Below are 24324 nucleotides of genomic sequence, written 5' to 3' on the forward strand. Positions count from 1 at the left end.
TTCCTTCCAAAGCGACTAAGACTTTGACAGTAAAACGGGGTTCGACTGAAGAGCTTACTGCGGGCCCTGCTCTTTGTGCGCCGTATTTTAATGCTTATGCGGCGTTTTCTAATGCTTGTGCGACGTTTTGGGCTTTTGTTCCAAGCTGTACCGTTTTTCTTTTATCTTTGAAGGTTTCATCCTTTCCTGTGCTGTGTTCGGTGACTGACAAAAAGAATTCTCGAGCTTCTATCCGCCCGGAGCTGGACCAAGAAAAGCGTGCTCCCAAAATTCACGGGGCACGCTTTCTAGTAGGGACTTTTTTCCTTTTTTTGCTACCAGCGAAAAAACGGTTGGCCATAGGCATCACTTTCCATTTAATAATGATTCAAGAAAAGAAAACCGCCGCTAGCCAAAAATAACATTCCAATGGAAGTAGCGTTGACGGCAGTATCAAGCCCGGTTTTGGCTTGATCTGGCGGCGTGAAGAAACCTCGAACTTGGATTTCGTTATCAGGGTGAAAAATCTCGAACCTCCTACCCGTCGGAGCTAGACAATAAAAAACCAGATGGAGTTCACCACCTGGTTAAATGCCTAATTTATAATCATATTCCTTCGCTTTGTCTGGCTTCGCATTTTGAAAATCCGTGTTGACAAAAGGCCGCATCGACGGTTGAACCTCTACCACAAAATGAAAGGAGGAAAGCTTCTCCATCGTCTCCTCCACTTTATGCTGGTCGCAGTAGAAAACCACATACTTCATTTTCTTAGAAACGTATTGAACATGGCCAAAGCGACGAAGCTGGCGCGCATATTTAAGAGAAGTTAGCCAGACAACCACACCTTGACGGCTTGGACTTAGCATTTTCGATCTGCTCCTTTTATTGCAGTGGTACCGCCCGAACTCCCTTTAGGGAGAGTCAGTAATCCACTATTTTGATTCACTGTGCGACACACGCTTTCAACGTTGTCCTTCAAGCTTATCACAGTCATCAATGGCTTTGCAAAGCTTTTTCAATCACGTATGATAAGAGGAGGGACCCTCTTGTGAAGGAGTTTTTGAATATGCCACTCACCTTATACTGGAAAAGGTTTTTAAAAAAACTGGAGCACTCCAACTGCGTGTCCCAATTGTCGATACGTTCGTTTGGAGGCTCTCCCTTCCTTTACATTGAAAGCCCCTGCCACAAAAACGTCGTCGAAGACATTTTAAGGAACGCAGCCGCCCGCGTTCTGCGTGGCAAGCAGGCGAGCGCTGACATTGCTTATGTGCGCAAACTCGAGGAGACCTATGTTTATCGCGTGCGTTTTCTGGTCTCAAGTGAAAAGAAGTTCTGTTGCGGAAACGGCTGCCACGACTGCATTCGCTTTCGAAACGTCCTATAGGGAAAGCGAAGGGCGAATCGCTCAAAAGTGAGAATTTCGAAAGGGACTGCTACTCGCAATCCGGTTTTGGATTTCAAAGCAGGACTGAGAAATCTCGAGCTTCTACCCGCCAGAGCTGGATCGGAAAAAATCGGAGGCGCGCTGCTTACGAGCGACAAGTTCTGGAACGACGGCAGTATCAAGCCCGGTTTTGGCTCGATCCAGCGGCGTGAAGAAACCTCGAGCGAGTGGCACCGGAGCTAGACAATTCCGAAAAGCAGAGGCGGGTTGGACAGGAGCTAGACAACTAAATACAGCTGCTTATCCGCAGCTGCATCCGTTGCCTGACCCACAGCCACCGCTACATGACATGTTGTCAAAAAAGGGATTTCCCGTAGGCACTTTTATGGACGAAGAAACGGCGTGAGCAATTGTTCCGCTTAGTTCATTAAGGAGGTCTTCAAGTTCCTTCTCTGCCTCCTTAAAGGCCATCACCGCTTCGTCTTTATCTAACTCTCGTTTCACAACACGAATGTCTTTTGATACTTGCGCATAGTCAGGATGGTATTTGCCAAATCGCTGCACTTCCTCATGCGCCTCTTTCAACTCCCCAAAGCGGTGCATAAGCGTCTGCGTTTCTGGGTTCTGCTCCATTTGCCGCTTCGTATATTTATAGGTGGAAAATACATCAGAGTGAAGAACAGCGTTCGCAAGTTCATCTGACGCATCTAATAATTCCATGGCGTCCATAGTTGCAATCATGACTACACCTCCCTCCTTCATTGTACCACTTCTGTTTCCAAAACTATAGCGGCGACAAAAGAAATCTTTGTCGCTTTACAGTTGACAACTATGGAGAGTGGCCCTATAATTCTTTCGATATCCGTTTAAGGAGGAGCAAGGTGAAGCTGATAACCTTTAACCCGTTTCGTACCATCGGCCTGCCAGACCTTGTCTATGTAAAGCCGGAGAAAATGTTTGAAGAACAAGCAAAAATCGAAGCCGCTGATATTTGTTTGTTCCCAGAAAATTGGCAAGTGACGAGCTTGGTGTACGGCATGAAAGCGAAAATTTTTCCGAGTATTGAATCCATTCAGCTCGGTCACAGTAAAATAGAGATGACACGAGCGCTTTGGAGTGTCTCTCCCGACAACATCCCACGCACCGTCATCCTCGGGCATAATCAGGAGACTTATGACCGTGTGCTCCGTGATTTCCCGTTTCCCTTTGTAGCGAAAACGGTCCGAAGCTCTATGGGAAGGGGCGTCTACCTCATTGAAAACGAAAAGCAATTTCGGGAATATGCGGAAGCTCATGATGTCTTTTACATTCAAGAGTACATTCCTGCGGAGAAAGATTTACGCGTCTGCGTCATTGGTGGAAAAGTAATGACAAGCTACTGGCGGATGAACGACGGCATGTTCCAAAACAACGTCGCCCAAGGTGGGAAGTTACTCTTCGATGATATTCCACAAGAGGCACTCAACCTTACACTTCAGGTCGCCAAAAGGCTGAACATCAACCACGCTGGGTTTGATTTACTTGTAGCCGATGACAAGCTCTACTTTCTTGAATTTAATGTGTTGTTTGGCAACCAAGGCTTCCAGCAACTTGGCTTAAAACCTGAAACCTCTATTTATGATTATCTTCATTCACAAAACAAAGGAGAACAGCCGACTTAGACAAGTCGGCTGTTCCTTGTTTTCTAGCCCCTCTGCCTTTTGCGTTTATTCACTTCTCATCGACTGGACCGTATCTGTGACAGTAGTTCCCCCCATTTTTAACATCTCCATCAGCATCATCGCCATGCTGACATTGTTCTGCATCTTCTCTACGCGCTGCGAGAAGGTTCGGCCGTAAAAGTATTTCGCTTCTTGTTCCATCACCGGAAACTGTTCCGGGTGGCGGCTGATGCGGCGGTACCAGTTTGGGTTCTGCCGCATAAAATCGCGTAGTTCCGGGTTCGCCCTCAGCTGATGTAACACCTCTTGCCTCATGAGTTCATTCCTCCTCCAACCTTTTCAGGTCAACGCCTTCGCTTCACTAACGACCACGTTCTGGCTTTCCCCTGTCAAAACAACCGAGCTTCTCTTTTTTTAATCTCTACGGAAGGAGAAGGGGGAGTAGTCGCTTTCTTGCCGATGCGTGGATTCGCTTGGGCGTTGGAAGCTTTGCATTAAGTTCTGCACGTTCCCCAGAACGGTGCTGAACTGTGTAAGGTGGTTTTGCAGGTCCTCAACATTCATCTTCTTCACAAGCCCCATCAACTGGCTCACCATCTCTCCCGTACTTGCGCCTGAGCTCGACTTTGTCTCCTCTTTGCTCTTGCTAGAGTCTGTGCTTTCGGTTTCACTTTGTGTTTGCTTGTACGCCTCCCATTGTTCGTGATTCGGGCCAAGGACCGACCATTCTTCATAAAAGTCTTGCAGGGACTTTGGGCCGTTCTTGATCTCACGAGAAACCCCAGGGTGTTCACTCACAAACGTCTTAAACTTCTGCACAGAAGGATGCAAGGTGCCCTTACTTCCCATCTGCCTCATCCCCTTTTAGATGTCTTACTTCACTATATCCACGCGCCCAGTCCAGCGTTCGTCTTTTTTTGCGTAGAGGTAATGTTTTTTGGTAAACTATGAACAGAGCTTAGACGGACTCTGAACATAAAGTGAAACGTCCATCAGTGAGGCGCGTCCCGTTCTCATTGATGGTTTGTTGCACGGCATAGAGAAAAAGGTGAACAGTATGGATACGGATAGTCAAGTGCAGACACAACTAGAAGCCAAGCTTCAGCGCTATCTTGAAGTGGCGACAGAAGAAGAAACAGATACGCTCGAAAGAATTATTACCGGTTTGTTGGAAAAACAAGCTGGCAAACAGGGCACCTATTTAGGGGCACTGACAAATGCCCGCGCGGCTCCACTTGAGGATGGAACGTTTGAAATGACGCTGCCCATCCACCCGCTCATTTACAATCCACTTGAAATTGTCCACGGGGGCATCACGGCGACGTTGCTTGATTCAGCGATGGGTGCATTGGTCGATGTTCAGTTACCGGCCAGTAAAACCGCTGTTACTTCGCAGTTAAACATCCACTACATACGTCCGGGCACAGGCTCTCTTCTGCGCTGCGTCGCGCGTGTGGCGCACGCTGGCAGCAAGCAGTTTGTCGTTGAAGGGGACGTCTACGATGACCGAGAGAAGCTTGTAGCCAAGGCGACAGGAACGTTCTTTGTTATTGGAAGAGCGAACTGATGGGAAAGCTACTCAATACCGAAAAGCGAAGGCGGAACGAGCAGAAGCGCGAATTTTGGAAAGTCCTGCACGAGAAATCTTGGTCTTGGATTTCCAGGCAGACTGAATAACCTCGACGCTCTACCCGCCGGAGCTAAGCAAAAAGCTCATGAGAACCCGTCTCATGAGCTTTTTGCTGTTATGACCAACCCTGTGCTTAACCGATTCAAACATCTACGCTTGCGGCTTCAAGAAATTCTGGGTGTAATACTCCCGGTGTACGCCTACGCCTAAGTAGCGAAACTCTTGGTGCAATAAATTCACACGGTGCCCTTCGCTATTTAACCAACCTTCCACTGCGGCAAGACCGTCTACATAATTTGCGGCAATGTTTTCACCGGCCATGTCGTACGGGACCTCGCCAGTCTGAAAGCGAGCACCTAGATCGCCTCGTGTTGGCGAGACGTGGTCAAAGTACTGCTGATCATTCATGTCCTTGCTATGTAAGTAAGCGACGTCTGCGACTTCATCGGACCAACCAAAGGGCTCGAGCTCAAACGTATGGCGGATGCTGTTGGTTAAGTCAAAAATTTGACGAGCGTTCGCCTCTTCCACTTGCTTCCACTCCTCCTCTGAAATTTCCGGAGTCTCAGGGAGAGCTTGCGGAGGAGAATAAGAGTAATGCCTTTGCCTTAAAAGGATCTCCTCGTTCATTAAACGAACGCTTGAGACTTGGTCGGTGTGAACATCCATATAGACTTGCATCCAGTGGTCGCCAACCGCGGTGATTGGGCGCATGGAAACATCACTGTCATTTAGTTTAAAGGTGACCCACCCATGATCGGTGCTTGCCTCCACCTCTGGTTCAAACGAATACTCCGAAGATAGATCTGCAAAGGAGCGAGATTCTTCTCCAAGAATAGCCGCCACCGGCTCCCCACTCAAAAAAGCTGTGACCACTTCTCCTTCTTCTATACCGATGACCATATAATCCGCTCCTTCTCCGTTGTACACCCAGGATTCATAGCCAAACGCTGAAGGCTCCTTCCGAACCGGTTCTCCGTAGGCGGAGACAATGGCATCCGTAGACTGGCCCAGAATATCTAAAGTTGCTTCGAACCGCGCAAGGGAATCGACTTCTTCCACCTCTATCTTTTCCCTCTCCAATTCTTTATGGTCGCCTAATTTAGCAATTTGCGGAGCTTCCTCGACAGGCTCTTGCGTGTACTCATAGACAAGCACACCAAGCATACCCGTTAAAACGATTAAGAGCGTCATACGCTTAAGCATTTATCGCACATCCTCTCCTCACACCTTTAACCTTCGTGCTCCACTCATTCTTTTCCTCTCTCAGTTTCTGTTTTTAGGTAAAAGATGCCGTTTAGCGTTGCATAGCAACCCTTTTCATACTATGATAAAGGGGAGATGACAAGCTGTTGATTAAGGAGGAAAACGCGTGAAATTTACCGAAACAGAACTGGAAAAAGAGCTGAAATTCTCCATCTTGCACTTTGCGGCAGAATCGGTTGGCTTCATTCATGCCGATCAGTGGGACTATGAACGTGCCATCTTTGATTACAAGATGGTACACCATGATGGGACGTTCTTTCTACGTGTCCCAGCTTATGCCGTCCAAGGCGACATTCCTAGAGATTCTACGATCGTTCAAGTGATGCCGCCCATTCTTGGAAAGCATTACTATCCGCACGGAGTCGAATATGAAGGAGAGACGTTCCCACAGGCTGTAATCGACAAGTGCAAAAGCAAGCTTGAACTACTTGCAAAAACAATCGAAAAAGAATTGTAGCCCGAAAAGCGCAGGCGGGTTGTCCAGAAGCGAGGATTTTGGAAGGCCTGCACTAGAAACCCCGACCTTGGGTTTCAGGGCAGGACTGAAAAATCTCGACGCTTCTACCCGCCGGAGCTAGACAATTCCGAAAAGCGCAGGCGGGTTGCCTAGAAGCGAGGATTTTGGAAGGCCTGCACTAGAAACCCCGACCTTGGGTTTCAGGGCAGGACTGAAAAATCCCGAGCTTCTACCCGCCGGAGCTAGACAAAAAAGAGCTGTCCTCATTGGCAGCTCTTTTTCTACATCTCCTCATCGTTCAATAATCGTAAGCAGTCGAAAGGTATCGTCAGAGCCTTGGACCAACCAGTAGCGCACATCGCGGGAGATCTCCTCCAGATGGCCACGTGCTTCAATTTGAACATGTTCGGTTGCGTCAACAAACACGTCCCCTTCCTCTTCCCCCTCATACACCGCTGAAACATCAAGCGAGTCAAGTGTTTTCACAGCACCGTCCTCCTGCAAATCTTCCACATAACGGCGAAGCGCATGATAAAAGCTTGTATTCGGTATTAAGTACGTGTCCTCAAGCTCATCGATGCCGTGATTATTCACCGCATCGACCATGTCTTCTTTATAAGCTGCTACAAACATCGCCGCTTCTTCAGCCACTTCCCCCTCCAGAGGCGTGAATTCCTCTTCATCTGGTTCTTCCAGTCCACAGCCATTTAAAAGAAGCAAACCGGCTCCCAATATAATGGCTAGTCTCTGACTTATCCATCCCCCCACAAAGTTCCCTTCTTTCTCTATGTACGCTCTATGCAGGGTTAAGTATAACGAACCCGTGCATAAAACGAAACCCTTAATAGTAAGGTGCAATCAAAATGTAAACGAGCACTCCAGTAAAACTAACGTAAAGCCAAATCGGCATCGTCCAACGGGCAATCCGGCGATGACGCGCGTATTCCATGTTCCACGCTCGAGCCACGCTCGTAAGGGCAAGCGGCACAATAACCGCAGCAAGCACAATATGTGTAATCAAAACAAAGTAGTAGAAAACAGCCATAAAGCCACTGCCCCCGTAAGGTGTCGAGGCGGCCAAAAAGTGATGAGCTACATACGTAATGAGAAACAATGTTGTGGTTACGAAAGCCGCATAAATGAAACGTCGATGCACGGTGACGTTCTTCTTCATAATCGCAATCAACGCAGCAAGCAAAAAGGCAAACGTAAAGCTATTAAAAATTGCGTTCATCAGTGGCAAAATGGTTACGTCAAACGCATCAAAACCCTCTACCCCAGGCATTCCAGCAAGTACACCGATGGCCCCAATTAAGACAACGGAAATAATAACAATAGCGGGACGATAATTTCTTTTTTTTGGAGCTTGGTCCGCCCCAGTTGTACTTCTACTCATCTATAGTCACTCCTATTCACGTTCACTTTCTTCATTATACTACAACCCGGTCCCCATCCTAAATGAGGTAATCAACAATCTTATGAACAGATTTCTAGAGTCACTTCTCTTACATTCCAATTAACTTAAATGGGTGCGTGATCTAACATCATTATACAGTAAACTCAACAAACGCTCCCTTTATGTTATTTACAATGCTAGTTCTGCAACCACCACTCAACAGCGTGAGATTATGAAGCAACTATTCGAAGAAATTCCCTTTACGAGCCACGCAATTGGTGACAAAATGCATGTCTATAACCGGATCAAGCGAGGTAAGAATTTTTCCAACTGTTTAATTCCTTCACGGGAAATTCTTTACCCACAAGAAGTCACCGATCTGTTAAAAAAGCATTCGAATGTAATTATTAAGCCTCTGAGTGGAAAACAAGGAATCGATGTCATTCATATTCAAAAAGACTCCGGGCAGTATCGTGTTGTTAGAAATGACCGTGAACAGCTCATTAGCAAGGAAGACGTGCATTCGCTTGTGACGGATGTAACCAAAGAACATACCTTCCTTGTTCAACCTTTCATTCAATCTCAAACGCAAAACGGATCGGCCTACGATTTTCGGCTGCACACACAAAAGGACGGAGCTCCTGCTTAGCTTATAGCTAGAAAAGAAAAACTCTCCCAGCCGGTGAGTATGCGTAATGCTTTTAACAACTTGGGAAACAAAGCCCAAAATCGCGAGTACCCATGAAACAGTAGGAAGGAGCTGAAATAGGCAACAAGAGGCTGCTCATTAAGCAAGAAGCAGCCTCATTTTTTATAAGACACACTCTTACGAATTGGACAATTGCCGCAATAGCCAATTCCTTCCTTATCCTCTTTCAAACGATGGTACAAGCAGCATGTTCTTCTGTATGGATCGGACCCGTCATTTGCTAGTTTCAAATACGACTTCATCGGGTTTCTCTTCAACCGAAACAAAGTTCCGTCTGCCTGTTTGAGAAAATAAAAATCACTGGCCAGCTGTTTGCGTCTTTCCTCGTTTTCCTCGGATGCCAAGGTCTTTCGGTACACTGAATTCACGCGGATCGCCACATTTTCCCAAAGGATAGCAGACGAGAGGCCAGTCGTATGGTGCAACGCATCAATCATAGGAGTTACATGGGAGGAAAACAAATCACGTAATACGGTTTCCCGCCATGCCTCCCTCTCCGATTGAACCCATTCTTGCCATTGACACATCCCTTCTTGAACACATAGCTTTCTCTCCTTGCTGAACGTACATGCCTGAATAGGTAAGCTTAACGTACAATTGTAAACACCTAGGCTATACAAGGTAGAAGCGACGACTTTACGAGCGTATTGTTTCATAAACAAGGAAGCTGCCACGGCTAAATTTGGGGCGGTTATATCTTTCCTATACTGATCCAAAAAAAGCAAACATGTTTCTTTCTTCAAAAGTTCATCGAGCCGAATGCCAGAAGGAACCCGTTCTGCCCGATAAACGCCAAATGCTTCTAATTGATGCATGTCCATCATTTTTTGCATTGTCCTCATCCCTTTGTTTTCGCTTAAACAGTCCTGATAGGCTTCCTTTCATTATAACAAGAAGTCTCAGCGAGAAAGTGATCATGGCATGACCTAGGTCATCTGTTGTCTTCTCTCTTGCTCCCTCTGTTCCTTTTTCAGTGCTGCCTGAGCGATCTGTTCATAATTCACAGGGTTGAAGCGGTAAATGCCATCTTGGTCGGCAATGACATAATCGCCCGGCTCAAACACTACGCCGCCCACACTAATCGGAGTATTAATTTCTCCCTCCATGTTTAATGCGCGGGTTGTTTTTGGCGAGACGCTTTGGTAAAACACTGGAACAGAGCTTGTTTGTAAATAATCAATATCGGTTACTGCTCCGCCGACGATGACTGCCGCTAAACCAATCGCTTCTGCCCTTCGTGTTCGGAATTCTCCCCAACAAGCATGTGTTCTATCTCCCGACGTGTCAATGACTACTATATCTCCTGCCTTTGTTTCTTCCAGAGCGGCAGTTAAGGGCGAACCATCTCCATACGTTAGTTTCACTGTGACCACTTCTCCACCCACACTAGTCCCCGGGAGCGTGCATTCATAACCGATCAAAAAACCAAAGTCAGTGAAATGTCCGACGGTAGAGGTTCGCATCATTCGAAACATCTTCTGCTGATCGTCTGTATACTTCTTTAGTCCTTTACCCACCGTTAACATGGTCGTTCCTCGCCTCCTTATAGTGAAAAGGATTACGTCCGTAATCTTTTCCAGATGGCATTGCGCCTGGCACTCCATCCACTTCTAATAACGGACGCACCACTAATTTCACTGGCCACTCTGCCGTTTCAAACAGTATCTCGTGTAAGTGGTTCCTGTCTTCTTCCGACATCTCAATGGCGTTCAAGGATTTCTCCCACTGCTCTTTTGTAATGTCCCATAACTGTTTTTCTGGTAGTTGAAAACTTTCTGAGATGGCCTCCATGATGGCTGCCATGTTAATTTGTGTCCCTAATGACTGAACATAGAAAATTAGACCTTCCATCGTCTCTTGGTATAAGCTATTCGAATACCCAGGCCGAATGCGGTATTCAGGATCCTTTATCTTCTGTTGATCTAGGTATGGCTGATGAAGACGGACCGAATCATGGTCCCTGAACAGCAACCCAGTGGGGCGGTTGTTTTTTAACACCAAGCAACAGTTTTGGCCGTGAACTTCCGGAACAACGCCGATTCTGAACAACCGCATGACAATGTCGTAGAACAGAGAGGCCATATCGGTGTAGAACTGGAGAACCTCATCCTTTGAGATATCCTCTCCCAATAGTTCTTTCAAAAAGTGCGAATCGGTCCAACTTACCCCTAACGAAGACATAGCGATGACCTTGTATTCATTCTGCAGAATTTCTTCAGGGTATACCCGCAATTGTGCAGCTAAATGACGAGGTTGATCGTCGAAGAGACCCATAGAGGAAGGGAGGTATCCCCACCACTTGCTCTCTTCGCATAAAAAGACTTTTTCGGCTAATACGTTGTCACAAGCCACCGCTTGCCGCAGCAAATGCTCCCCTGCACGAGCGTTCATGAGTTTCACTACTGGCAAATACCGAAGCGCCCCAAGTGATACGACACTAAGTGGAAGCTTCAGCATGTTTCTTGAAGCGTGGAGAGGAGCCATTGAACGCACAGAGGAGGTCGCTACATAGTCACCGACTTTCGTCTCCAATGGAACCATAATCGCGTTGTCCAACTCATACTGAAACGTTTTCCAGATGACTGATTTCATCTGCCATGGATGAACGGGCAGAATCGTATAGTCCTGTTCGGACAATCCCTTTTGGTTCAATTCTTCTTCGATAGCCACTTTGTCTTGAGGCTTCAAAAGATCAATACATGTGACGCCACCTTCCATTCCACCACTCACAATCGTATCTTTGGAGACAGCGACCCAGCATAGAGTGGTCGGCTGACCAAATTCCGCCATGTATGCCTTGTACTCGTCTGTCTGAAGACCTAGTTTTGCTTTTGACAGAGGATGAAACGGGCGATCTCGTAGGGATGCAATCTTTTCACTTTTTATGAACCAGTCATAGGACGTTTGTGGAGGCTCCAAGTCATTCCCTGTCCCTTCCTGCAAACTGAGTTGCAGTTGTTGGATGGAAACGTTTAATCCTTCTACAAATTCAGCAACCCCCTGTTTGGCGTATTCTTCTTCTGACAAAGAGGTTCTTAAAATCAAGTGCGTCAGTTTCAGAGGATTTGTGATTTGCACCCATTCTCCTTTGTTTTTATAATAAATGGGAGATCCCAGCTTCCATTGAAAACGCTGTCGGTAGCTTTTTTCGTATAGAAAGCACAACGTATCCACATAAACCAAGGAGTCCTCATTCTGTAAAAACAACGATTGAATCTCTTTGGATGTGTCAGAGAGCCAGTGCATATTCTCTGAATGAGTAAGAATGAATTTCTCAGCAATAAAACTATTCATCAAATCTTTGAGAATGATCATTTCAGCTGTTTCAGCGGGTGACGTGAGCAGTACTTTATCCATAATTCATCTCTTCCTCCATATAATAAAAATCTGGACGTCGATGATCTAAAAAATCATGATGGGAAATGGACCAACTATAAGCACCTGATTTTTCAAGCACGACAACATCCCCCACCCGTAATTTTTGAATGATGGCATTGGTGTGAAGACGGTCTTTTGGGGTGCATAATTCACCGACGATGCTTACTTCACCACTGGTTATTTCCGGTCTCTCGAACGGATACTCCCACTCTTCGACAGATACGATAGAAAAAGGGTGGTCGTGCCCCCATGAGGCGGGCAAGCGATGATGGTGAGTTCCTCCCCTTACTATTGCAAAGTGCTGCTCCATCGATTTTTTTATGTCAATCACTTCAGCAGCGTAATATCCATAATTCGCAACGAGCCAACGCCCTGGCTCAAAGAAGAGCTTTGTCCCTTCTAACCGGTCAAGGATCCCCTCTTTATGCAACAAAGACATGAACTGCTTCCAATCAAAATCAGGATTTTCGTCATAGGAAACACCAAACCCTCCACCAGCATTTAAGACATGAACAGGCACATTAAATTTCTTTTTCCATCCTTCCACTTTTTGAATGTATAAACGAATCATCTCGATGTGCCAGTCTGCATGCATGTTATTGGAAAGGGAATGAAAATGGAATCCACGGAAATGCACATGCTTGTTTTCATGACTCCGGATAAGAGAAAGAGCCTCTCCAATCAGCTGTTCGTCCATTCCAAACGGACTCGGCTGACCTGCCATAGAAATAGGCGTCGTCGGTAGTGCGTTGGTTTGAAGGTTGATGCGTAAAAGCACGCTTACCTGCGTGTCCATATTTCTAGCAATATGGATTAATCTTTGCAATTCCAACAAACTCTCTACATGAATATACGCCACGCCTTTTTGCAGAGCGGCCTCCAGTTCATATTCTTTTTTTCCTGGACCTCCAAATAGAACTGGCACTTCCTCTGAAACACTGCGTACTTTCTCCAATTCACCGATGGATGCAACTTCAAATCCATCGACCACTGGCAACAGTGTCTCAATGATTTTCCTGTCTGGATTCGCTTTAATTGCATAGAACAAGTGCGTGTCTTGAGGAATAGCTTCCAGCATAGTTTCAACATGTCGACTTAAACCGGTCAGATCATAAATATATGCGCAAAATGGCTGATGCTTCACATGATGGTTTTCAATCCATTGTTGTACATCCTGATTCATACGTTATGTTCCTCCTGCTAGCCGTCGATAGACGCCAAGCTTTTTTTGATAAGCACGAAATGCTGTCCCGCGTTCATCCCCTAACACAAAAATGTGTGCCCCACGTTTTGCCCACTCTCGATGTTGATCTTGATTGCGTGAAACAACAGCGTATGGTACTTCAAGTTGCTTGGCCGTCCTCCATAATAATTGCAGATGCTTTTGTACTTCTTGATGATCGGTTTCCCATGGAAGTGCAAGCGACTGAGAAAGGTCTGCCGCCCCCTCCAACACAAAACTGACGTGAGGCGATGAAAGAATAGCTTCTCGTTGTGCTATTCCTTGTATACTTTCAATCATTGGCACGATCATCACTTCATCGTTCGCTTTTTCGATGTACTCGGTTAAGGAGTATTTGGCAAAAGCCCCTGCCCTGCCGCTATTCAAGCTTCTTGTGCCAATGGGATGGTAATAAGCATTGTTTGCTGCCGTATCGATTTGTTGACGGGTTTCAACATGGGGGATAACAATCCCTTGTGCCCCACAGTCCAGCACTTTCAGTATGGTATTCTTGTTCACTTCCGAGATTCGCACAAGCGGTGTGATGCCAATGGCCTCGGCGGCACGTACCATATGTTCAATCATCTCCGTACTGGTTGGCGCATGTTCCTGATCAATAATCACAAAATCAAACTCTGCATGTCCGAGGAGTTCCACCATGGTTGGATGAGGAATCGACACGAACATCCCAAAGACGTTCTGTTTGTTTTGTATTTTCTTCTTAAGACGGTTTTCTCTCATCTTGAGAACCCTCTGCCTTTCTGAGCGGATTAGTCACTTTTAGAAAATGCCACTCACTGTCACCCAAGATCCTTCGTTTGGTCATTTCCTCAATCAAGATCTCTTCCGCAAAAAGATCAAACTGTTCATATCGCTGCTTATATTCAGGATGGTTTCGCTGATAATTCCGGATTACTTGCGCGCATTTTCGCCAAAAACTCTTTTCACTTAACCCAAAGCACTCAAAGACAAACGCTATCTCTGTCATACAGATGAAGAAAAACGCATCATACAAATAATCCCTTACCTCATCAGGCGTCTTTGCTTCGATAAACGAGTAGCGGTTGACCCTTCTATGGTTTTCTGGTTCAGGGTGTAGCGAGGGCATTCTTTGTGAGTCAAGAAGTTTTTCTGGAACATAGCGAACACCGTCATGCAAATCTTTTACGATAATGCGCTTGGGCCATTGATCTTCTAGAACAAGAATGATGTTTTGGGCGTGAGCTTCCAGCGCAATTCCGTGAACACATAGCAAATGAACCAATGGAACAGCAACCGCTTCGATCAATGCTTCACGCCAAGGTTCTACTCCGTGCCTCTGGCAAGCGAATTGAATCAACGGCACACCATTTTTTTGAACGTGCGTGATGGCATTCAGGGGCCAAGCTTCTTCCCCTTCATCCAAATAAGTGGATACATTTTCACGGTAGATCGCCCCTAACGTTCCATAGGCGGATTCATACTGAATGGGTGTTAAATGATCGTACTTTAATGAAACCCCCATTACTTCTCGAAGAAGAGAAAAACGTTTTTGTTGCAAAAAAGAATCTTGATCAATCAATGTCTGTAACCAATCACTGATCATCGGGGCGTTCCAAACCGTGTGGCTAGCAAGAATCCGGCTCGACGAAGTATTCGTGATACTCAGTGGACACTTTATATAGGTAGCTTTTTCATTCGTCCTGTGCGCAAGAGAACGAATCGATTGCTGTGCGCGGTAGGTTTCTTCAGACCTACCTAGAACAATCATGTCTCGATCTGCTAACTGCTGAGCAAAAACACTTTGTATACGATGGACCCACTGCCAAGGGTGAACCGGCAAGAGAGTATAATATTTATTCCTATTCCCCTTTTCATTCAGAACCTTAAGATAGCGGTCTTTTTCTTCCTTGCCTAAATGTTCGGTAAGAATTTTCTCTACGTTTGTTTGCTCGGCTAAAGCGATATGAAGCAGTTCAGTGTCGACCGCTATCCAGTACACGGATATAGGTCGGTCATGCTCCGGACCATACTTGGCATTATCACATAACGAAAAACCGATTCTAGATTTATAGCTCGGGTGATACGGATGCCCATCGACCATATGACTTTCAAGGGCTTCGTAATGGAGGTCACTCTTTGGAATATGTTCCGGTTGGACTTGTTTCGACTGATGATCCTTGCTGAGCGTTTCTAGCAATTCTTGAATAAATTCGTTTATTTGCCCGCCACTGATGTTGTTTTTCACTACCTCTTCTAAAAACAAATGAACATCTGTGCAGACACCACTTTCTCGTTTCAATGAATGCCGTTTAATTTTAACTCGGCCAAATGACCATTTCTGTTCGGCTTCAAATGTATAAGCAACCCTTTGATCATGGGTGGTCTTTCCTGTTATCATCCATTCACTTTCCTTTTTTTCTACATGAATGATCTGTTCAAATATCAATGTCTCCAGCGTCTGGCGCATCAAGCGCTCCTTCACTTCCTCTAATGATGATGACAAATGATCAAACGAGTGTTGTATCAGCATGTGTCTCACCCCACTTACGTCTCATGAGATTTCTTACGGGAACGAAGTCTGGCGTTTCTCCTTTTCCTAGAAAGCAGCTTCCCATGTTCTTTTTTGCGGCAAATGTCTTTGCAGATAGCAAGTACAAAACAAATGCATTGTTCGTTTCTCGAAGCTCATTCTCTAAAGCCTTGGCTACGATGTTCCAAAAATATTCTTCCTCAATGCCCGCATCTCGTGCGATCGCATGAATAAGAGAACCTAGATGATTGACGATAAAATAATACGATGTTCGCCTCCAGGCATCATTCGTTGCGTAAAACAGCGGTCCCGACGTTTCAAAGCCCTTATCTGCTTTCTCCACATCAATACTTACGCCTTCTAGATCCCGAATAATAAACATTTCCGGCATCCCATTTTTGATCGTCAGTAAACTATTTTGCAGATGCGCTTCAAAATGGATGCCCTGCATTCCTGCCTCCCTCACAATTGGAAGTAGCGATATCTGCAAATACCGTTGGAACCACTTATCGACTGGCGTCTTGCCAATCAGTGTCTGTAGTCGTGAAAAGCGCGAACCAGGAGCAACTTCGACGATACTAGATAGAACATATGTAGAGGACGTATCAAAATGGATGGGACGGTAAGCGACTGTAAACAATTCGCTCAGACGCTCATCGGCAAAGTCACACGTGCATGTTCCCGTTTCACACGAGATACTGGTGCTTGGTTCATTGTGAAAACAGTTTTGCTGCCACAAATAGCGAACAGCGTCCAACGTCCGGCGCATTTGTACGTTCGTGTTATTTCTTCTCATATTTGTAATCTGCATATTTAAAGAGAGTTTGAGATTACATTTCATTTCAGGTACGTAAACCGTTCGAACAGACGATGTCGGGTAAGCAAGTGGACCAAACCTCCCTAGTAAAATCAATCTCTCTTCTTGTACGTAGTCCTGAACGGCTTCAATGGATTGAAGATGTTGGTACTGCCAGGGATGCATCGGCAAGAGACGATACCTGCGCTGTTGTTTTCCTAACTTCCTCTTTACTTGCTCTTCTACGTCACTTGGCCATGAGATTCTTTCTTTTGATAGCCATTCTTCTAAAAAGACGTCACTTCTCACGGCCACATAGCAAAGTTGGAAGGACGATCGGCACTCCGGGCTAAATCGTTTGATTTCATCTTCTCGGAAACCAGCTGTATTTTTGGGAAATGGATGCAATGGATGCCCGTATATCAATGATTGCTCTGAAGTGATATAATCCATGAATTGTAATTTATCTGCCTGTTCAATAAAAATCGATAATTTGTGATAACTATTGTTCACTTTATGCGTAAAGCCCTCTTTGTTTTCATGAGAAAGGGTTGCGTAGGTCTCTTGTAACTCACGAATAATAAGTGGCAGCAAAACCGTGTAATGCAGTCTCTCTCCCTGCACAAAATAACTGGAAAATTCATGCTCCCCCATCGCTGAGTAATAAGCTAGCTCTCCGTAAATACTTGCATTGCATGCGGGAAAATGAATCCGGTAGTTTTTTGTGCGTTGATCGATCATGAATATGTGTCCATTCCATCCACCATGTTCTCTTAAATAACAATTGAGCAGCGTTTTGCACGTATGGTGATTGGCTTTTTCTTTGCTGTTCATCCTAGAATCAACCGTCATTTTTACCACCTAACTCCAATCTTTGTCCTATCACTCGGATTCCCATTAAAGCAGCAAACATAAAATGCGAGATAGTTAAACACTGCGTTCTGCTACTTCGTTTACTATGATAATTGATAACGATTTTCAATGTCAATTAGTATTCGATAAAATCTTATCTTATTCTACGTTTTCATTCGAAATGCCTATAAATAAAGCAGGAAACAACTTCCTGTTCCTGCTTTTTCCTTATATATCAACTTTCGGAGTTAAAAAACGTAGTTGACTTCTGCTCGTTTGATCGGGATTTTCACTGCTCTCTTACGAATTCCTCCGACAAGGGCAGCAATTTTAACTCCTTTGTATCAGGGGATGAGTTGTATTTTTCGTGTCCTAAAGTTGAGTTATACAAGTGAGACCTTTCTCTTATAAGCTTGATGAATATCGACCTGTCTCCCTTTCCCGTACGGCACACACAGTGGCGATCCAAATAAAGGGTCTGCAATCACTTCACAGTCCATTCCTAAGACATCCTTAACCATGGCAGCGGTGATCACTTCTTCTGGTTTTCCTTCTACATAGATTGTTTTCCCTTCTACTGCCACGATATTGTGGGCGTAGCGTGCCGCCAGATTCAGGTCATGAAGAACCATGACGATGGTTCTTCCCTCCTGTTCATTTAGCTCGAAACATAAGTCCAAAATCTCGATTTGATGAGCCAGATCTAAATAAGTAGTGGGCTCATCCAACAACAAAATATCCGTATTCTGTGCTAACGTCATCGCAATCCAAGCACGTTGGCGCTGTCCCCCTGAAAGGGAATCTATGGTCCGATCGGCCAACGCCTCCGTTCGCGTCGCTCCCAAAGCCCGATTGACAATGCGTTCGTCTTCCTTTGTCCACTGGTTCAGCCAGCTTTGATGGGGGTATCTTCCTTGCTTCACCAGCTGTAGCACTGTCAGACCTTCAGGAGCAATCGGTCCCTGTGGAAGAATAGCTAACTGCTTTGCGATTTCTTTCGTCGATAAGGTACGGATTGATTTCTCTTTCAGCAAAATTTCTCCGGATTTGGGCTTTAATAAACGGGCGAGTGATCGAAGTAATGTTGACTTTCCAGAGCCGTTTGCACCGACAAACACTGTGATTTCACCTGTTGGAATCTCGAGATCGATACCTTCTACGACAATTGACTCTTGATACCCTAAGGTGAGAGATTGTGCTTTTAGGACACTCATCCTATCACTCCTCTACAAGTTACGTTTTCGATAAAGCATGTAAAGAAAAAAAGGGGCGCCTATACCAGAAACCAGGACACCCACTGGCAAGTCGAGGGGGAGAAACGCTGTTCTCGCAACGACATCAGCCATGGCCACCATCCATCCTCCGATAAGAGCGGACACAGGAATTAAAACAGCGAATGAATGACCGACTAGATACCTCCCAATATGAGGAGCCATCAACCCAACAAACCCAATTCCCCCTGCAAAAGCAACCGCCGCACCGGATAAAGCCACACTGATGAAGACCATCACAAAACGCTGCCCCTGTACACGTACACCCAATCCAACGGCGACTTCGTCTCCCAGCTTCTGCGCTTGAATCGACCTTGTAAATAAAAAGACCACTGGAGTGAAGAGCAAGAGCCATGGCAGCATGGCATACACGTTTTCCCAGGTGGTTCCGTATACGCTTCCCGTCAGCCACGTGTACGCTTGACTTGCCGATGTAATCGGACTAAAGACAATCATCATTGTAGTCAGTGCATCCATAGCTGCTGCCACCCCAATTCCTATTAAGACGAGACGAATCGGAGTCACACCTTTTTTCCAGGACAACCAATAAATCAAAATGGAAACCACACCCGCCCCTGCCATGGCAGCTAATGGCAACCACCTTAGCGAAATAGTCCCGCTAAAGAACGTGATAAAAGCCACGGCAGCGACGGAGGCCCCGCTAGTGATGCCAATAATGTCTGGAGAGGCAAGTGGGTTGCGAATCACTTCCTGTAGGATCAAACCTGCTATTCCAAGTGCTGCTCCGACAAGTAAGGCTAAAATCATCCGTGGCAGACGAAGGGTGTCTATAACAAAGGTATGCTCTTGACTCCCAATTCCAAGCAAATGTTGAATAATAGACATCGGATGAATCCACGTACTTCCAGCAGCTAACCCGATTACTACTGAAAACAGAACGACAAAAATCATCACAGCAACGACGATGAACGCCTTTTTCTCGATAAGAAATGAAATTGTTCCTGAACGATTACGAACGGATGTGTATTTGTTCATTCTGTTCGAACCCCTCTGCGTGCAATATAAATAAAAAACGGGGCACCAAGTAGTGCTGTCATAATGCCAATTGGCATTTCCTCTGGTCGTACGACAAACCTCGCTGCAACATCCGCAAGTAAAAGCAAACTAGCCCCTAACAATACACAGTATGGAATAATCCAATAATGATCCCGCCCAACCAGTCCTCGTGCGATGTGAGGAACAACCAAACCAATAAACCCGATCATCCCTCCGACCGCCACAGACCCACCAGCTAAAAACACAGCAATTAAGATGACCATTATTTTTACTAACGGTGTTCTCTGACCTAGCCCTTTGGCTATGTCCTCCCCAGACATGAGAATATTGATCGGCCTTGCCAAGAAAAACGCGACCATCGTCGCAGCTATCATGATTAACATAATTGGCGCTAATTGATCAATCGACCTGCCAGAGACCGTTCCGGCCATCCACGACAAAACTGCATCCAAGTTGCTTTCATTTACGACAAGCAAGCCTTGCGTAAACGATACAAAAAGAGCCGTGATGGCTGTTCCTGCAAGTACAATTCTAATGGGAGATAAGCCATCCTTACCAATAACGCCTAGAACATAGACCATCAAAGCCGAGAGCCCGGCGCCCAAGAAAGCTATCCACACTTGGTTCACTAACGAATTTACCGAGAGAACAGCCACAGAAAAAACAACAAAAAAGAGCGCACCGGCATTGATGCCTAGTATTCCTGGAGAGGCAAGCGGATTTCTTGTTAGTGCTTGCAACAGTGCACCAGCAATCGCAAGGCTGCTCCCAATCAAAGAAGCTGTCACTGCTCGAGAAACCCTTGTATAGACAATCACATGTTCTGCTAAATCCTCATCATAGTCAAGCAGCACCTCAATCAATACTGAGTGTGATATCGGGATCTGGCCCAGGCGGACACTTGCCAAAAAAGAACCCAAAAACAGCAGACATCCGACGCTGATTCCCAATAATTTGCCTTGCGTAGTGGAAAACAAATGGATGGCCTTTCACCTTCTTTCAACCTTTATCGATACTTTAGTCAAGGTCAAGGCGCCACATGATTAGTCAAGGTCGAGATCGAAACGTTCATATAGCTGATCAAGTACTTCATTGGCAGCAGTGTATCCGCCGCCCATGTTCCACGTTACTTCGTCAACAGGATAAACTTGATCTTCCTCTACCGCATCTAGGTCTTGCCACAAAGGATGTTCCGTCCACGTTTCGTACGTTGCCTGCACCTCTTCATCCTCCTGATTCCCGGCCGTGAATAAAAAGATAACATCAGCATTCATTTCGGGAATGCTCTCCGTACTTGTTAGTTCCAAATAAGCGGTTCCATTATCAACTTCTTCCTGCTGTGTGTCCGTACGAGCGAACCCTAGTTCTTCCAGAATACTCCCAGGAAAACCAGTGAGAAACACTCGGGCTTGATCCGAACGAAAGTTTAAGACCGAAGCTGTCAATGGCCATTCCTCGCCCATTTTTTCACTCATTTTCTCTTGGAAGTCAGCCACTCGCTCGTCCCAATCATTGGAAATTTGTTCTACCTCGTCTTGCTGGTTCGTGGCCTGCCCCATGACCCGTAGTGTGTTTTTAAAATCGAAGATAGGATCTGCTACCACCGTCGGGGCGATCTCTGACAACTGACCATACACTTCCTCATGCCGAGACTGTGTCGCCATAATTAGATCCGGTTCTAGGTTTGCAACCTCCTCTAAATTCGGTTGTATTTCCGAGCCTACAATCTCCGTACCTTCTAGGTCATTCCTTAAATAGTTGTATATTGGCTGCTCTACCCAAGACTCTACAACTCCAACCGGCTCTATTCCTAATGCAACAGCGGTGTCCGTTGCACCTTGATACAAAGTAACCACTCGTTCCGGTGTTCCTTCAATTTCCGTCGTCCCCATTGAATGTTCGACTTCAACAACATCTTCACTCTCTTCCATCTCATTTTCTCCCGTGGCTTCTTCCTCTTGACCGCTGCACCCTATTAAGGTTATGGAAAAAACCACAGTGGTTAATAAGGGAAAAGGATGTGTTTTGAACTTACTGCTAAGAAATGCCGGCATTTTGGGGCCCTCCTTCAGAATTTAAGATAATGAGAATCATTTTCAATAATACATGTTATATTATGCATGTAAAAAAAGCAATAGATGAATAAAAAAATAAGGTTCCGGATTTTGACCGCCTATCCCCCTAGAATGGCGAGAATCAGATCCTCGCAAACTCGCCTGCGTTAACAAGATTTTTTGCGAACTATATCCAAGAGTCCAAGCACTCTCTCGCCTTTTACATACCCTGTTATGGACAGAGAAAGAAATGGGGAGTGCCACATGTATGGCGGAACAGGCGGAGGCGGAGGCGGAGGCTTTGCCCTCATCGTTGTTTTGTTTATCCTGCTTATTATTGTAGGAGCTGCTTATGTTGGTGGAGGATATTAAGATGACGGGTTCAAAGAAATAGTGGAGGCGGGTCGGACAACTCGCCGCAACTAGACAAACAAAGCGAGCTTATAGACGTCTATAAGCTCGCTCTTTGTGCGGGAACGTTGAGGAAAGCAAAAGCGACCACGCACCCATCTTTTTATTCGCCTTAAGACTGTTCTATTCGACCCTCATTCGGCATAATTGTACTAATGTGGCCTATGGCCGGAAGGAGGCATATTCAATGAGTGATGAAAAGCACGAGAACAAAAGAAAGAACGGGAATTTCGTCAAAAACACCTCTCAGGAAGCAACAGACCTTTTTGGGAACACGGTAGATTCGGCCGGAAGGATTATTAAGTCAGTTTCTGGTGAGGGAGGCCTTGTGGGAAAAGCAACTGATTCTTCAGGGAAAATCCTAAAAGGCACAGTTGGAACGACCAATAAGGTCGTCGGCAAAGCGTCAGAAGCACCTGGGAAATTCTACAGAAACATCAGGGGACAAAATGATAAGAATGACAAAAAGTAGATAAGGGCGTGAAGCGACAGGGGATCAATCCCTTGTCGCTCTTTTACATTATTCCGACCTCTTAAGTTTCTGAACTTCTCGTTGCAAGTCCTCAACCATGTTTTGTAAGGTTAGAACGGACTCTTCATTGCTCTCCATAGCTGCGGTTTGCTCTTCTGAGGCCGCTGCGACATCCTGAGCACTTGTCGCTATGTTCTGCGAGAACTCGAATGTATGTTGAATCGAAACCGCCACCTCGTCCGCTCGTTTTGTTAGGCTTGAAGAGGTAGTGGAAACGTTTTCGATATGTTCCCTCACGTGTTCAGCCTGCTCTACAATGTGTTCGAGTGCGGTATGCGTTTCGTTGACCTGCCTCTTTCCGATATCAATCTCTTCCTTTTCTTTTTCAATGGCCGTGACCGTCTGTTTTGTTTTCTGCTGAATGTTTTGGACAACGGCAGAAATTTGGTCGGACGATGTCCTGGATTGCTCTGCTAGTTTTCGTACTTCCTCGGCTACTACCGCAAACCCCTTTCCGTGCTCCCCCGCTCGTGCTGCCTCAATACTCGCATTTAATGCTAGAAGATTCGTTTCTTCTGTAATCCTTCTTATCACGGTGACCATTTCTTCAATTTGATTTGAGTTTTCATCCAGCTCATTGATCAGAATAACTGAGTTGGAAGCGGTTTTTTCCACGTCATTCAAATGGTCCAAAGCTTGAAACATAGCAGCTTTTCCTTCATAAGAGATTTCGCTCATTTGCTGTGCATAGCGCAAAGCCCCCACTGCTTGATTGGAGATCGCCCCCAAATCCTCTGTTATCTGTTGAATATTAGAGGTATCTTTTTCCGATTGATGGAGTTGCCCTTCGGTACTGCTTGCTACCTCTTGATTCATGTGAGCGACTTCAGTTGCAGACTGTACGGTTTGCTCTGTACTTGCGGCCAGTTCTTCAGAAACCAGTTTTAAGTCATCGGCCGAGGATTCAAGGCGGTCAATCATTCGTTCCATCATGTTTTGCCGTGCTGTTCGCGCCTGTTGCAAATCTCTGGCCACTTCTTGACTGTTTCTAATTTGCATGTACAACGCAGCCGTAAGAAGCAAAACAAAAAGCAGATGGACAAAAACCATTCCAAAGTCATACGTATCCGTTCCATAAACGATTTGAGGAATGACAAAGTAGCCGCCTATATGTTGGATCGCAAACAAAACCACCGACAGCAAGATTAGAGCCATTCTCTGATAATAAGCGAGCAAAGCCAAAACAATAAAAATCGAGAAATGGTATTCGACCATCCCCTCTCCTCCAGCGATGATGGAAACACTGCCAAAGGTGAGAGTGAGCGTGATCAACCAAGGAATCACCGGATGATCCGCCTGTTTTGCCATATACCACCACGCCACTCCAAAGAACAAAGGAGGGAGGAGCAGAAAGACGTTCAGTATAATTTCCTGTGACGGGGTAAGGTCTAGAACAGAATGGTGAGCATGACTGCTCATTAGCTGGCCGATATCAAACACGCGGTACAGCAAATGAACCACTATTGACAAAAACACTACCCACAAACTAATGAAAAACATGACCTGCCGATTCTGTTTCAACAACAACACTCCCCCGATAGAGTCTTTCATCTTTTCCCTATTATCGGTCTCTGAGCTCTAACTGTTTAGGAGTGAAGTGAGATAATTTGTGTAAATTCTTACAATTAACCTAGCAATCGAGCGGGCGAGGTCAGTAATGAGCGGTAGACGGAAACTGTGTGGTTAACGATAAAAGTAAAGCTAATTTACTTTACCATAGACAAATGAAAAATAAGCGCTTTTCTTTATTAACTCAACTTTCGCAGGCCGAAATAGACAGGTATATCCTAATAT

Annotated in this window: 27 protein-coding genes; 8 read left to right on the forward strand and 19 right to left on the reverse strand. The window is 45.6% G+C overall.

Features of this window, described 5'->3' with window-relative positions; all coding sequences use genetic code 11:
• Positions 1-23 precede the first annotated feature (23 nt).
• Positions 24-401 carry a hypothetical protein gene (locus AVZ68_RS20245; protein ID WP_157404638.1) on the forward strand — a complete coding sequence of 126 codons (378 nt, stop codon included), beginning with the start codon at positions 24-26 and terminating at the stop codon, positions 399-401.
• 165 nt (positions 402-566) lie between these two features.
• Here AVZ68_RS20245 and AVZ68_RS11625 read toward each other — a convergent pair whose 3' ends face one another.
• Complete coding sequence (locus tag AVZ68_RS11625; protein ID WP_059104724.1) at positions 567-845, reverse strand: YlbG family protein; 279 nt, start codon at positions 843-845, stop codon at positions 567-569.
• A 182-nt stretch (positions 846-1027) separates the two neighbouring features.
• Between AVZ68_RS11625 and AVZ68_RS11630 the strand changes: the two genes are divergently transcribed.
• Positions 1028-1366 carry a hypothetical protein gene (locus AVZ68_RS11630; protein WP_245628114.1) on the forward strand — a complete coding sequence of 113 codons (339 nt, stop codon included), beginning with the start codon at positions 1028-1030 and terminating at the stop codon, positions 1364-1366.
• Positions 1367-1666: 300 nt separating this feature from the next.
• On the opposite strand, the gene AVZ68_RS11635 is transcribed toward AVZ68_RS11630, so the two are convergent.
• The gene (locus AVZ68_RS11635) at positions 1667-2107 is read right to left on the reverse strand and encodes a YlbF/YmcA family competence regulator (protein WP_059104725.1); all 441 of its coding nucleotides are present in this window, start codon (positions 2105-2107) and stop codon (positions 1667-1669) included.
• A gap of 140 nt (positions 2108-2247) precedes the next feature.
• Here AVZ68_RS11635 and AVZ68_RS11640 point away from each other — a divergent pair, with 140 nt between their 5' ends.
• Complete coding sequence (locus AVZ68_RS11640) at positions 2248-3027, forward strand: ATP-grasp domain-containing protein (protein WP_180316701.1); 780 nt, start codon at positions 2248-2250, stop codon at positions 3025-3027.
• A 45-nt stretch (positions 3028-3072) separates the two neighbouring features.
• Here the strand turns inward: AVZ68_RS11640 and AVZ68_RS11645 are convergent, their stop codons facing one another.
• Together AVZ68_RS11645 and AVZ68_RS11650 are read right to left on the reverse strand one after the other, a co-directional pair.
• Positions 3073-3342 (reverse strand): YlbE-like family protein, encoded by a 270-nt coding sequence (locus tag AVZ68_RS11645; protein WP_059104726.1) that lies wholly within the window; start codon positions 3340-3342, stop codon positions 3073-3075.
• 99 nt (positions 3343-3441) lie between these two features.
• Positions 3442-3876 carry a YlbD family protein gene (locus AVZ68_RS11650; protein ID WP_059104727.1) on the reverse strand — a complete coding sequence of 145 codons (435 nt, stop codon included), beginning with the start codon at positions 3874-3876 and terminating at the stop codon, positions 3442-3444.
• 208 nt (positions 3877-4084) lie between these two features.
• Here AVZ68_RS11650 and AVZ68_RS11655 point away from each other — a divergent pair, with 208 nt between their 5' ends.
• The gene (locus AVZ68_RS11655; RefSeq protein ID WP_059104728.1) at positions 4085-4594 is read left to right on the forward strand and encodes a PaaI family thioesterase; all 510 of its coding nucleotides are present in this window, start codon (positions 4085-4087) and stop codon (positions 4592-4594) included.
• Positions 4595-4807: 213 nt separating this feature from the next.
• Here the strand turns inward: AVZ68_RS11655 and AVZ68_RS11660 are convergent, their stop codons facing one another.
• Positions 4808-5863: a CAP domain-containing protein gene (locus AVZ68_RS11660; RefSeq protein WP_059104729.1), complete on the reverse strand. Its 1056-nt coding sequence runs from the start codon at positions 5861-5863 to the stop codon at positions 4808-4810.
• A gap of 166 nt (positions 5864-6029) precedes the next feature.
• Between AVZ68_RS11660 and AVZ68_RS11665 the strand changes: the two genes are divergently transcribed.
• Entirely contained in the window at positions 6030-6380 is a 351-nt protein-coding gene (locus tag AVZ68_RS11665) for a YugN family protein (protein WP_059104730.1), read from the forward strand.
• Positions 6381-6671: 291 nt separating this feature from the next.
• Here the strand turns inward: AVZ68_RS11665 and AVZ68_RS11670 are convergent, their stop codons facing one another.
• Both AVZ68_RS11670 and AVZ68_RS11675 read right to left on the reverse strand, forming a co-directional pair.
• Positions 6672-7148 carry a TcaA NTF2-like domain-containing protein gene (locus AVZ68_RS11670; RefSeq protein ID WP_059104731.1) on the reverse strand — a complete coding sequence of 159 codons (477 nt, stop codon included), beginning with the start codon at positions 7146-7148 and terminating at the stop codon, positions 6672-6674.
• Positions 7149-7221: 73 nt separating this feature from the next.
• Complete coding sequence (locus tag AVZ68_RS11675; protein ID WP_059104732.1) at positions 7222-7776, reverse strand: DUF420 domain-containing protein; 555 nt, start codon at positions 7774-7776, stop codon at positions 7222-7224.
• A 232-nt stretch (positions 7777-8008) separates the two neighbouring features.
• On the opposite strand from AVZ68_RS11675, the gene AVZ68_RS11680 reads away from it, so the two are divergent.
• On the forward strand, positions 8009-8425 hold the full coding sequence (locus AVZ68_RS11680; RefSeq protein WP_059104733.1) for a YheC/YheD family protein: 417 nt from the start codon (positions 8009-8011) through the stop codon (positions 8423-8425).
• A gap of 155 nt (positions 8426-8580) precedes the next feature.
• Here AVZ68_RS11680 and AVZ68_RS11685 read toward each other — a convergent pair whose 3' ends face one another.
• The 11 genes from AVZ68_RS11685 to AVZ68_RS11735 form a co-directional block, all read right to left on the reverse strand.
• Complete coding sequence (locus AVZ68_RS11685; RefSeq protein ID WP_059104734.1) at positions 8581-9318, reverse strand: IucA/IucC family C-terminal-domain containing protein; 738 nt, start codon at positions 9316-9318, stop codon at positions 8581-8583.
• A gap of 93 nt (positions 9319-9411) precedes the next feature.
• Entirely contained in the window at positions 9412-10011 is a 600-nt protein-coding gene (locus tag AVZ68_RS11690) for an RraA family protein (RefSeq protein ID WP_059104735.1), read from the reverse strand.
• Positions 9995-11842 carry an IucA/IucC family protein gene (locus tag AVZ68_RS11695; protein ID WP_059104736.1) on the reverse strand — a complete coding sequence of 616 codons (1848 nt, stop codon included), beginning with the start codon at positions 11840-11842 and terminating at the stop codon, positions 9995-9997. Before AVZ68_RS11695 ends, AVZ68_RS11690 begins: the two co-directional genes overlap by 17 nt.
• On the reverse strand, positions 11835-13046 hold the full coding sequence (locus AVZ68_RS11700) for a type III PLP-dependent enzyme (RefSeq protein WP_059104737.1): 1212 nt from the start codon (positions 13044-13046) through the stop codon (positions 11835-11837). The genes AVZ68_RS11695 and AVZ68_RS11700 overlap by 8 nt, the downstream gene beginning before the upstream one ends.
• Before the next feature lie 3 nt (positions 13047-13049).
• Positions 13050-13826: an HpcH/HpaI aldolase family protein gene (locus AVZ68_RS11705; protein WP_059104738.1), complete on the reverse strand. Its 777-nt coding sequence runs from the start codon at positions 13824-13826 to the stop codon at positions 13050-13052.
• Positions 13807-15597, reverse strand: a complete 1791-nt coding sequence (locus AVZ68_RS11710) for an IucA/IucC family protein (protein WP_059104739.1) — start codon at positions 15595-15597, stop codon at positions 13807-13809. The genes AVZ68_RS11705 and AVZ68_RS11710 overlap by 20 nt, the downstream gene beginning before the upstream one ends.
• Positions 15575-17245: an IucA/IucC family protein gene (locus AVZ68_RS11715; protein ID WP_082676533.1), complete on the reverse strand. Its 1671-nt coding sequence runs from the start codon at positions 17243-17245 to the stop codon at positions 15575-15577. The genes AVZ68_RS11710 and AVZ68_RS11715 overlap by 23 nt, the downstream gene beginning before the upstream one ends.
• Positions 17246-17628: 383 nt before the next feature.
• Entirely contained in the window at positions 17629-18459 is an 831-nt protein-coding gene (locus AVZ68_RS11720; protein WP_059104740.1) for an ABC transporter ATP-binding protein, read from the reverse strand.
• Between the two features lie 12 nt (positions 18460-18471).
• The gene (locus AVZ68_RS11725; RefSeq protein WP_059104741.1) at positions 18472-19512 is read right to left on the reverse strand and encodes a FecCD family ABC transporter permease; all 1041 of its coding nucleotides are present in this window, start codon (positions 19510-19512) and stop codon (positions 18472-18474) included.
• The gene (locus AVZ68_RS11730) at positions 19509-20462 is read right to left on the reverse strand and encodes a FecCD family ABC transporter permease (protein WP_245628120.1); all 954 of its coding nucleotides are present in this window, start codon (positions 20460-20462) and stop codon (positions 19509-19511) included. The genes AVZ68_RS11725 and AVZ68_RS11730 overlap by 4 nt, the downstream gene beginning before the upstream one ends.
• Before the next feature lie 114 nt (positions 20463-20576).
• Complete coding sequence (locus tag AVZ68_RS11735) at positions 20577-21587, reverse strand: ABC transporter substrate-binding protein (protein WP_059104743.1); 1011 nt, start codon at positions 21585-21587, stop codon at positions 20577-20579.
• A gap of 264 nt (positions 21588-21851) precedes the next feature.
• Between AVZ68_RS11735 and AVZ68_RS19845 the strand changes: the two genes are divergently transcribed.
• Together AVZ68_RS19845 and AVZ68_RS11740 are read left to right on the forward strand one after the other, a co-directional pair.
• On the forward strand, positions 21852-21959 hold the full coding sequence (locus AVZ68_RS19845; protein ID WP_157404639.1) for a YjcZ family sporulation protein: 108 nt from the start codon (positions 21852-21854) through the stop codon (positions 21957-21959).
• A 226-nt stretch (positions 21960-22185) separates the two neighbouring features.
• A complete protein-coding gene (locus AVZ68_RS11740; protein ID WP_059104744.1) occupies positions 22186-22470 on the forward strand; it encodes a hypothetical protein in 285 nt (94 codons plus the stop codon).
• 48 nt (positions 22471-22518) lie between these two features.
• Here the strand turns inward: AVZ68_RS11740 and AVZ68_RS11745 are convergent, their stop codons facing one another.
• Complete coding sequence (locus AVZ68_RS11745) at positions 22519-24051, reverse strand: methyl-accepting chemotaxis protein (RefSeq protein WP_059104745.1); 1533 nt, start codon at positions 24049-24051, stop codon at positions 22519-22521.
• Positions 24052-24324: the final 273 nt, after the last annotated feature.

Source organism: Shouchella shacheensis (genome assembly GCF_001484965.1).
In the GTDB taxonomy this organism is placed as follows: domain Bacteria; phylum Bacillota; class Bacilli; order Bacillales; family Bacillaceae_D; genus Shouchella; species Shouchella shacheensis.

What these genes read in the sequence shown, in the direction of transcription:
- AVZ68_RS11625 (WP_059104724.1), bottom strand. Translation starts at nt 845, where the DNA reads ATGCTAAGTCCAAGCCGTCAAGGTGTGGTTGTCTGGCTAACTTCTCTT.
- AVZ68_RS11635 (WP_059104725.1), bottom strand. Translation starts at nt 2,107, where the DNA reads ATGATTGCAACTATGGACGCCATGGAATTATTAGATGCGTCAGATGAA.
- AVZ68_RS11645 (WP_059104726.1), bottom strand. Translation starts at nt 3,342, where the DNA reads ATGAGGCAAGAGGTGTTACATCAGCTGAGGGCGAACCCGGAACTACGC.
- AVZ68_RS11650 (WP_059104727.1), bottom strand. Translation starts at nt 3,876, where the DNA reads ATGGGAAGTAAGGGCACCTTGCATCCTTCTGTGCAGAAGTTTAAGACG.
- AVZ68_RS11655 (WP_059104728.1), top strand. Translation starts at nt 4,085, where the DNA reads ATGGATACGGATAGTCAAGTGCAGACACAACTAGAAGCCAAGCTTCAG.
- AVZ68_RS11660 (WP_059104729.1), bottom strand. Translation starts at nt 5,863, where the DNA reads ATGCTTAAGCGTATGACGCTCTTAATCGTTTTAACGGGTATGCTTGGT.
- AVZ68_RS11675 (WP_059104732.1), bottom strand. Translation starts at nt 7,776, where the DNA reads ATGAGTAGAAGTACAACTGGGGCGGACCAAGCTCCAAAAAAAAGAAAT.
- AVZ68_RS11680 (WP_059104733.1), top strand. Translation starts at nt 8,009, where the DNA reads ATGAAGCAACTATTCGAAGAAATTCCCTTTACGAGCCACGCAATTGGT.
- AVZ68_RS11685 (WP_059104734.1), bottom strand. Translation starts at nt 9,318, where the DNA reads ATGCAAAAAATGATGGACATGCATCAATTAGAAGCATTTGGCGTTTAT.
- AVZ68_RS11690 (WP_059104735.1), bottom strand. Translation starts at nt 10,011, where the DNA reads ATGTTAACGGTGGGTAAAGGACTAAAGAAGTATACAGACGATCAGCAG.
- AVZ68_RS11695 (WP_059104736.1), bottom strand. Translation starts at nt 11,842, where the DNA reads ATGGATAAAGTACTGCTCACGTCACCCGCTGAAACAGCTGAAATGATC.
- AVZ68_RS11700 (WP_059104737.1), bottom strand. Translation starts at nt 13,046, where the DNA reads ATGAATCAGGATGTACAACAATGGATTGAAAACCATCATGTGAAGCAT.
- AVZ68_RS11705 (WP_059104738.1), bottom strand. Translation starts at nt 13,826, where the DNA reads ATGAGAGAAAACCGTCTTAAGAAGAAAATACAAAACAAACAGAACGTC.
- AVZ68_RS11710 (WP_059104739.1), bottom strand. Translation starts at nt 15,597, where the DNA reads ATGCTGATACAACACTCGTTTGATCATTTGTCATCATCATTAGAGGAA.
- AVZ68_RS11715 (WP_082676533.1), bottom strand. Translation starts at nt 17,245, where the DNA reads ATGACGGTTGATTCTAGGATGAACAGCAAAGAAAAAGCCAATCACCAT.
- AVZ68_RS11720 (WP_059104740.1), bottom strand. Translation starts at nt 18,459, where the DNA reads ATGAGTGTCCTAAAAGCACAATCTCTCACCTTAGGGTATCAAGAGTCA.
- AVZ68_RS11725 (WP_059104741.1), bottom strand. Translation starts at nt 19,512, where the DNA reads ATGAACAAATACACATCCGTTCGTAATCGTTCAGGAACAATTTCATTT.
- AVZ68_RS11735 (WP_059104743.1), bottom strand. Translation starts at nt 21,587, where the DNA reads ATGCCGGCATTTCTTAGCAGTAAGTTCAAAACACATCCTTTTCCCTTA.
- AVZ68_RS19845 (WP_157404639.1), top strand. Translation starts at nt 21,852, where the DNA reads ATGTATGGCGGAACAGGCGGAGGCGGAGGCGGAGGCTTTGCCCTCATC.
- AVZ68_RS11740 (WP_059104744.1), top strand. Translation starts at nt 22,186, where the DNA reads ATGAGTGATGAAAAGCACGAGAACAAAAGAAAGAACGGGAATTTCGTC.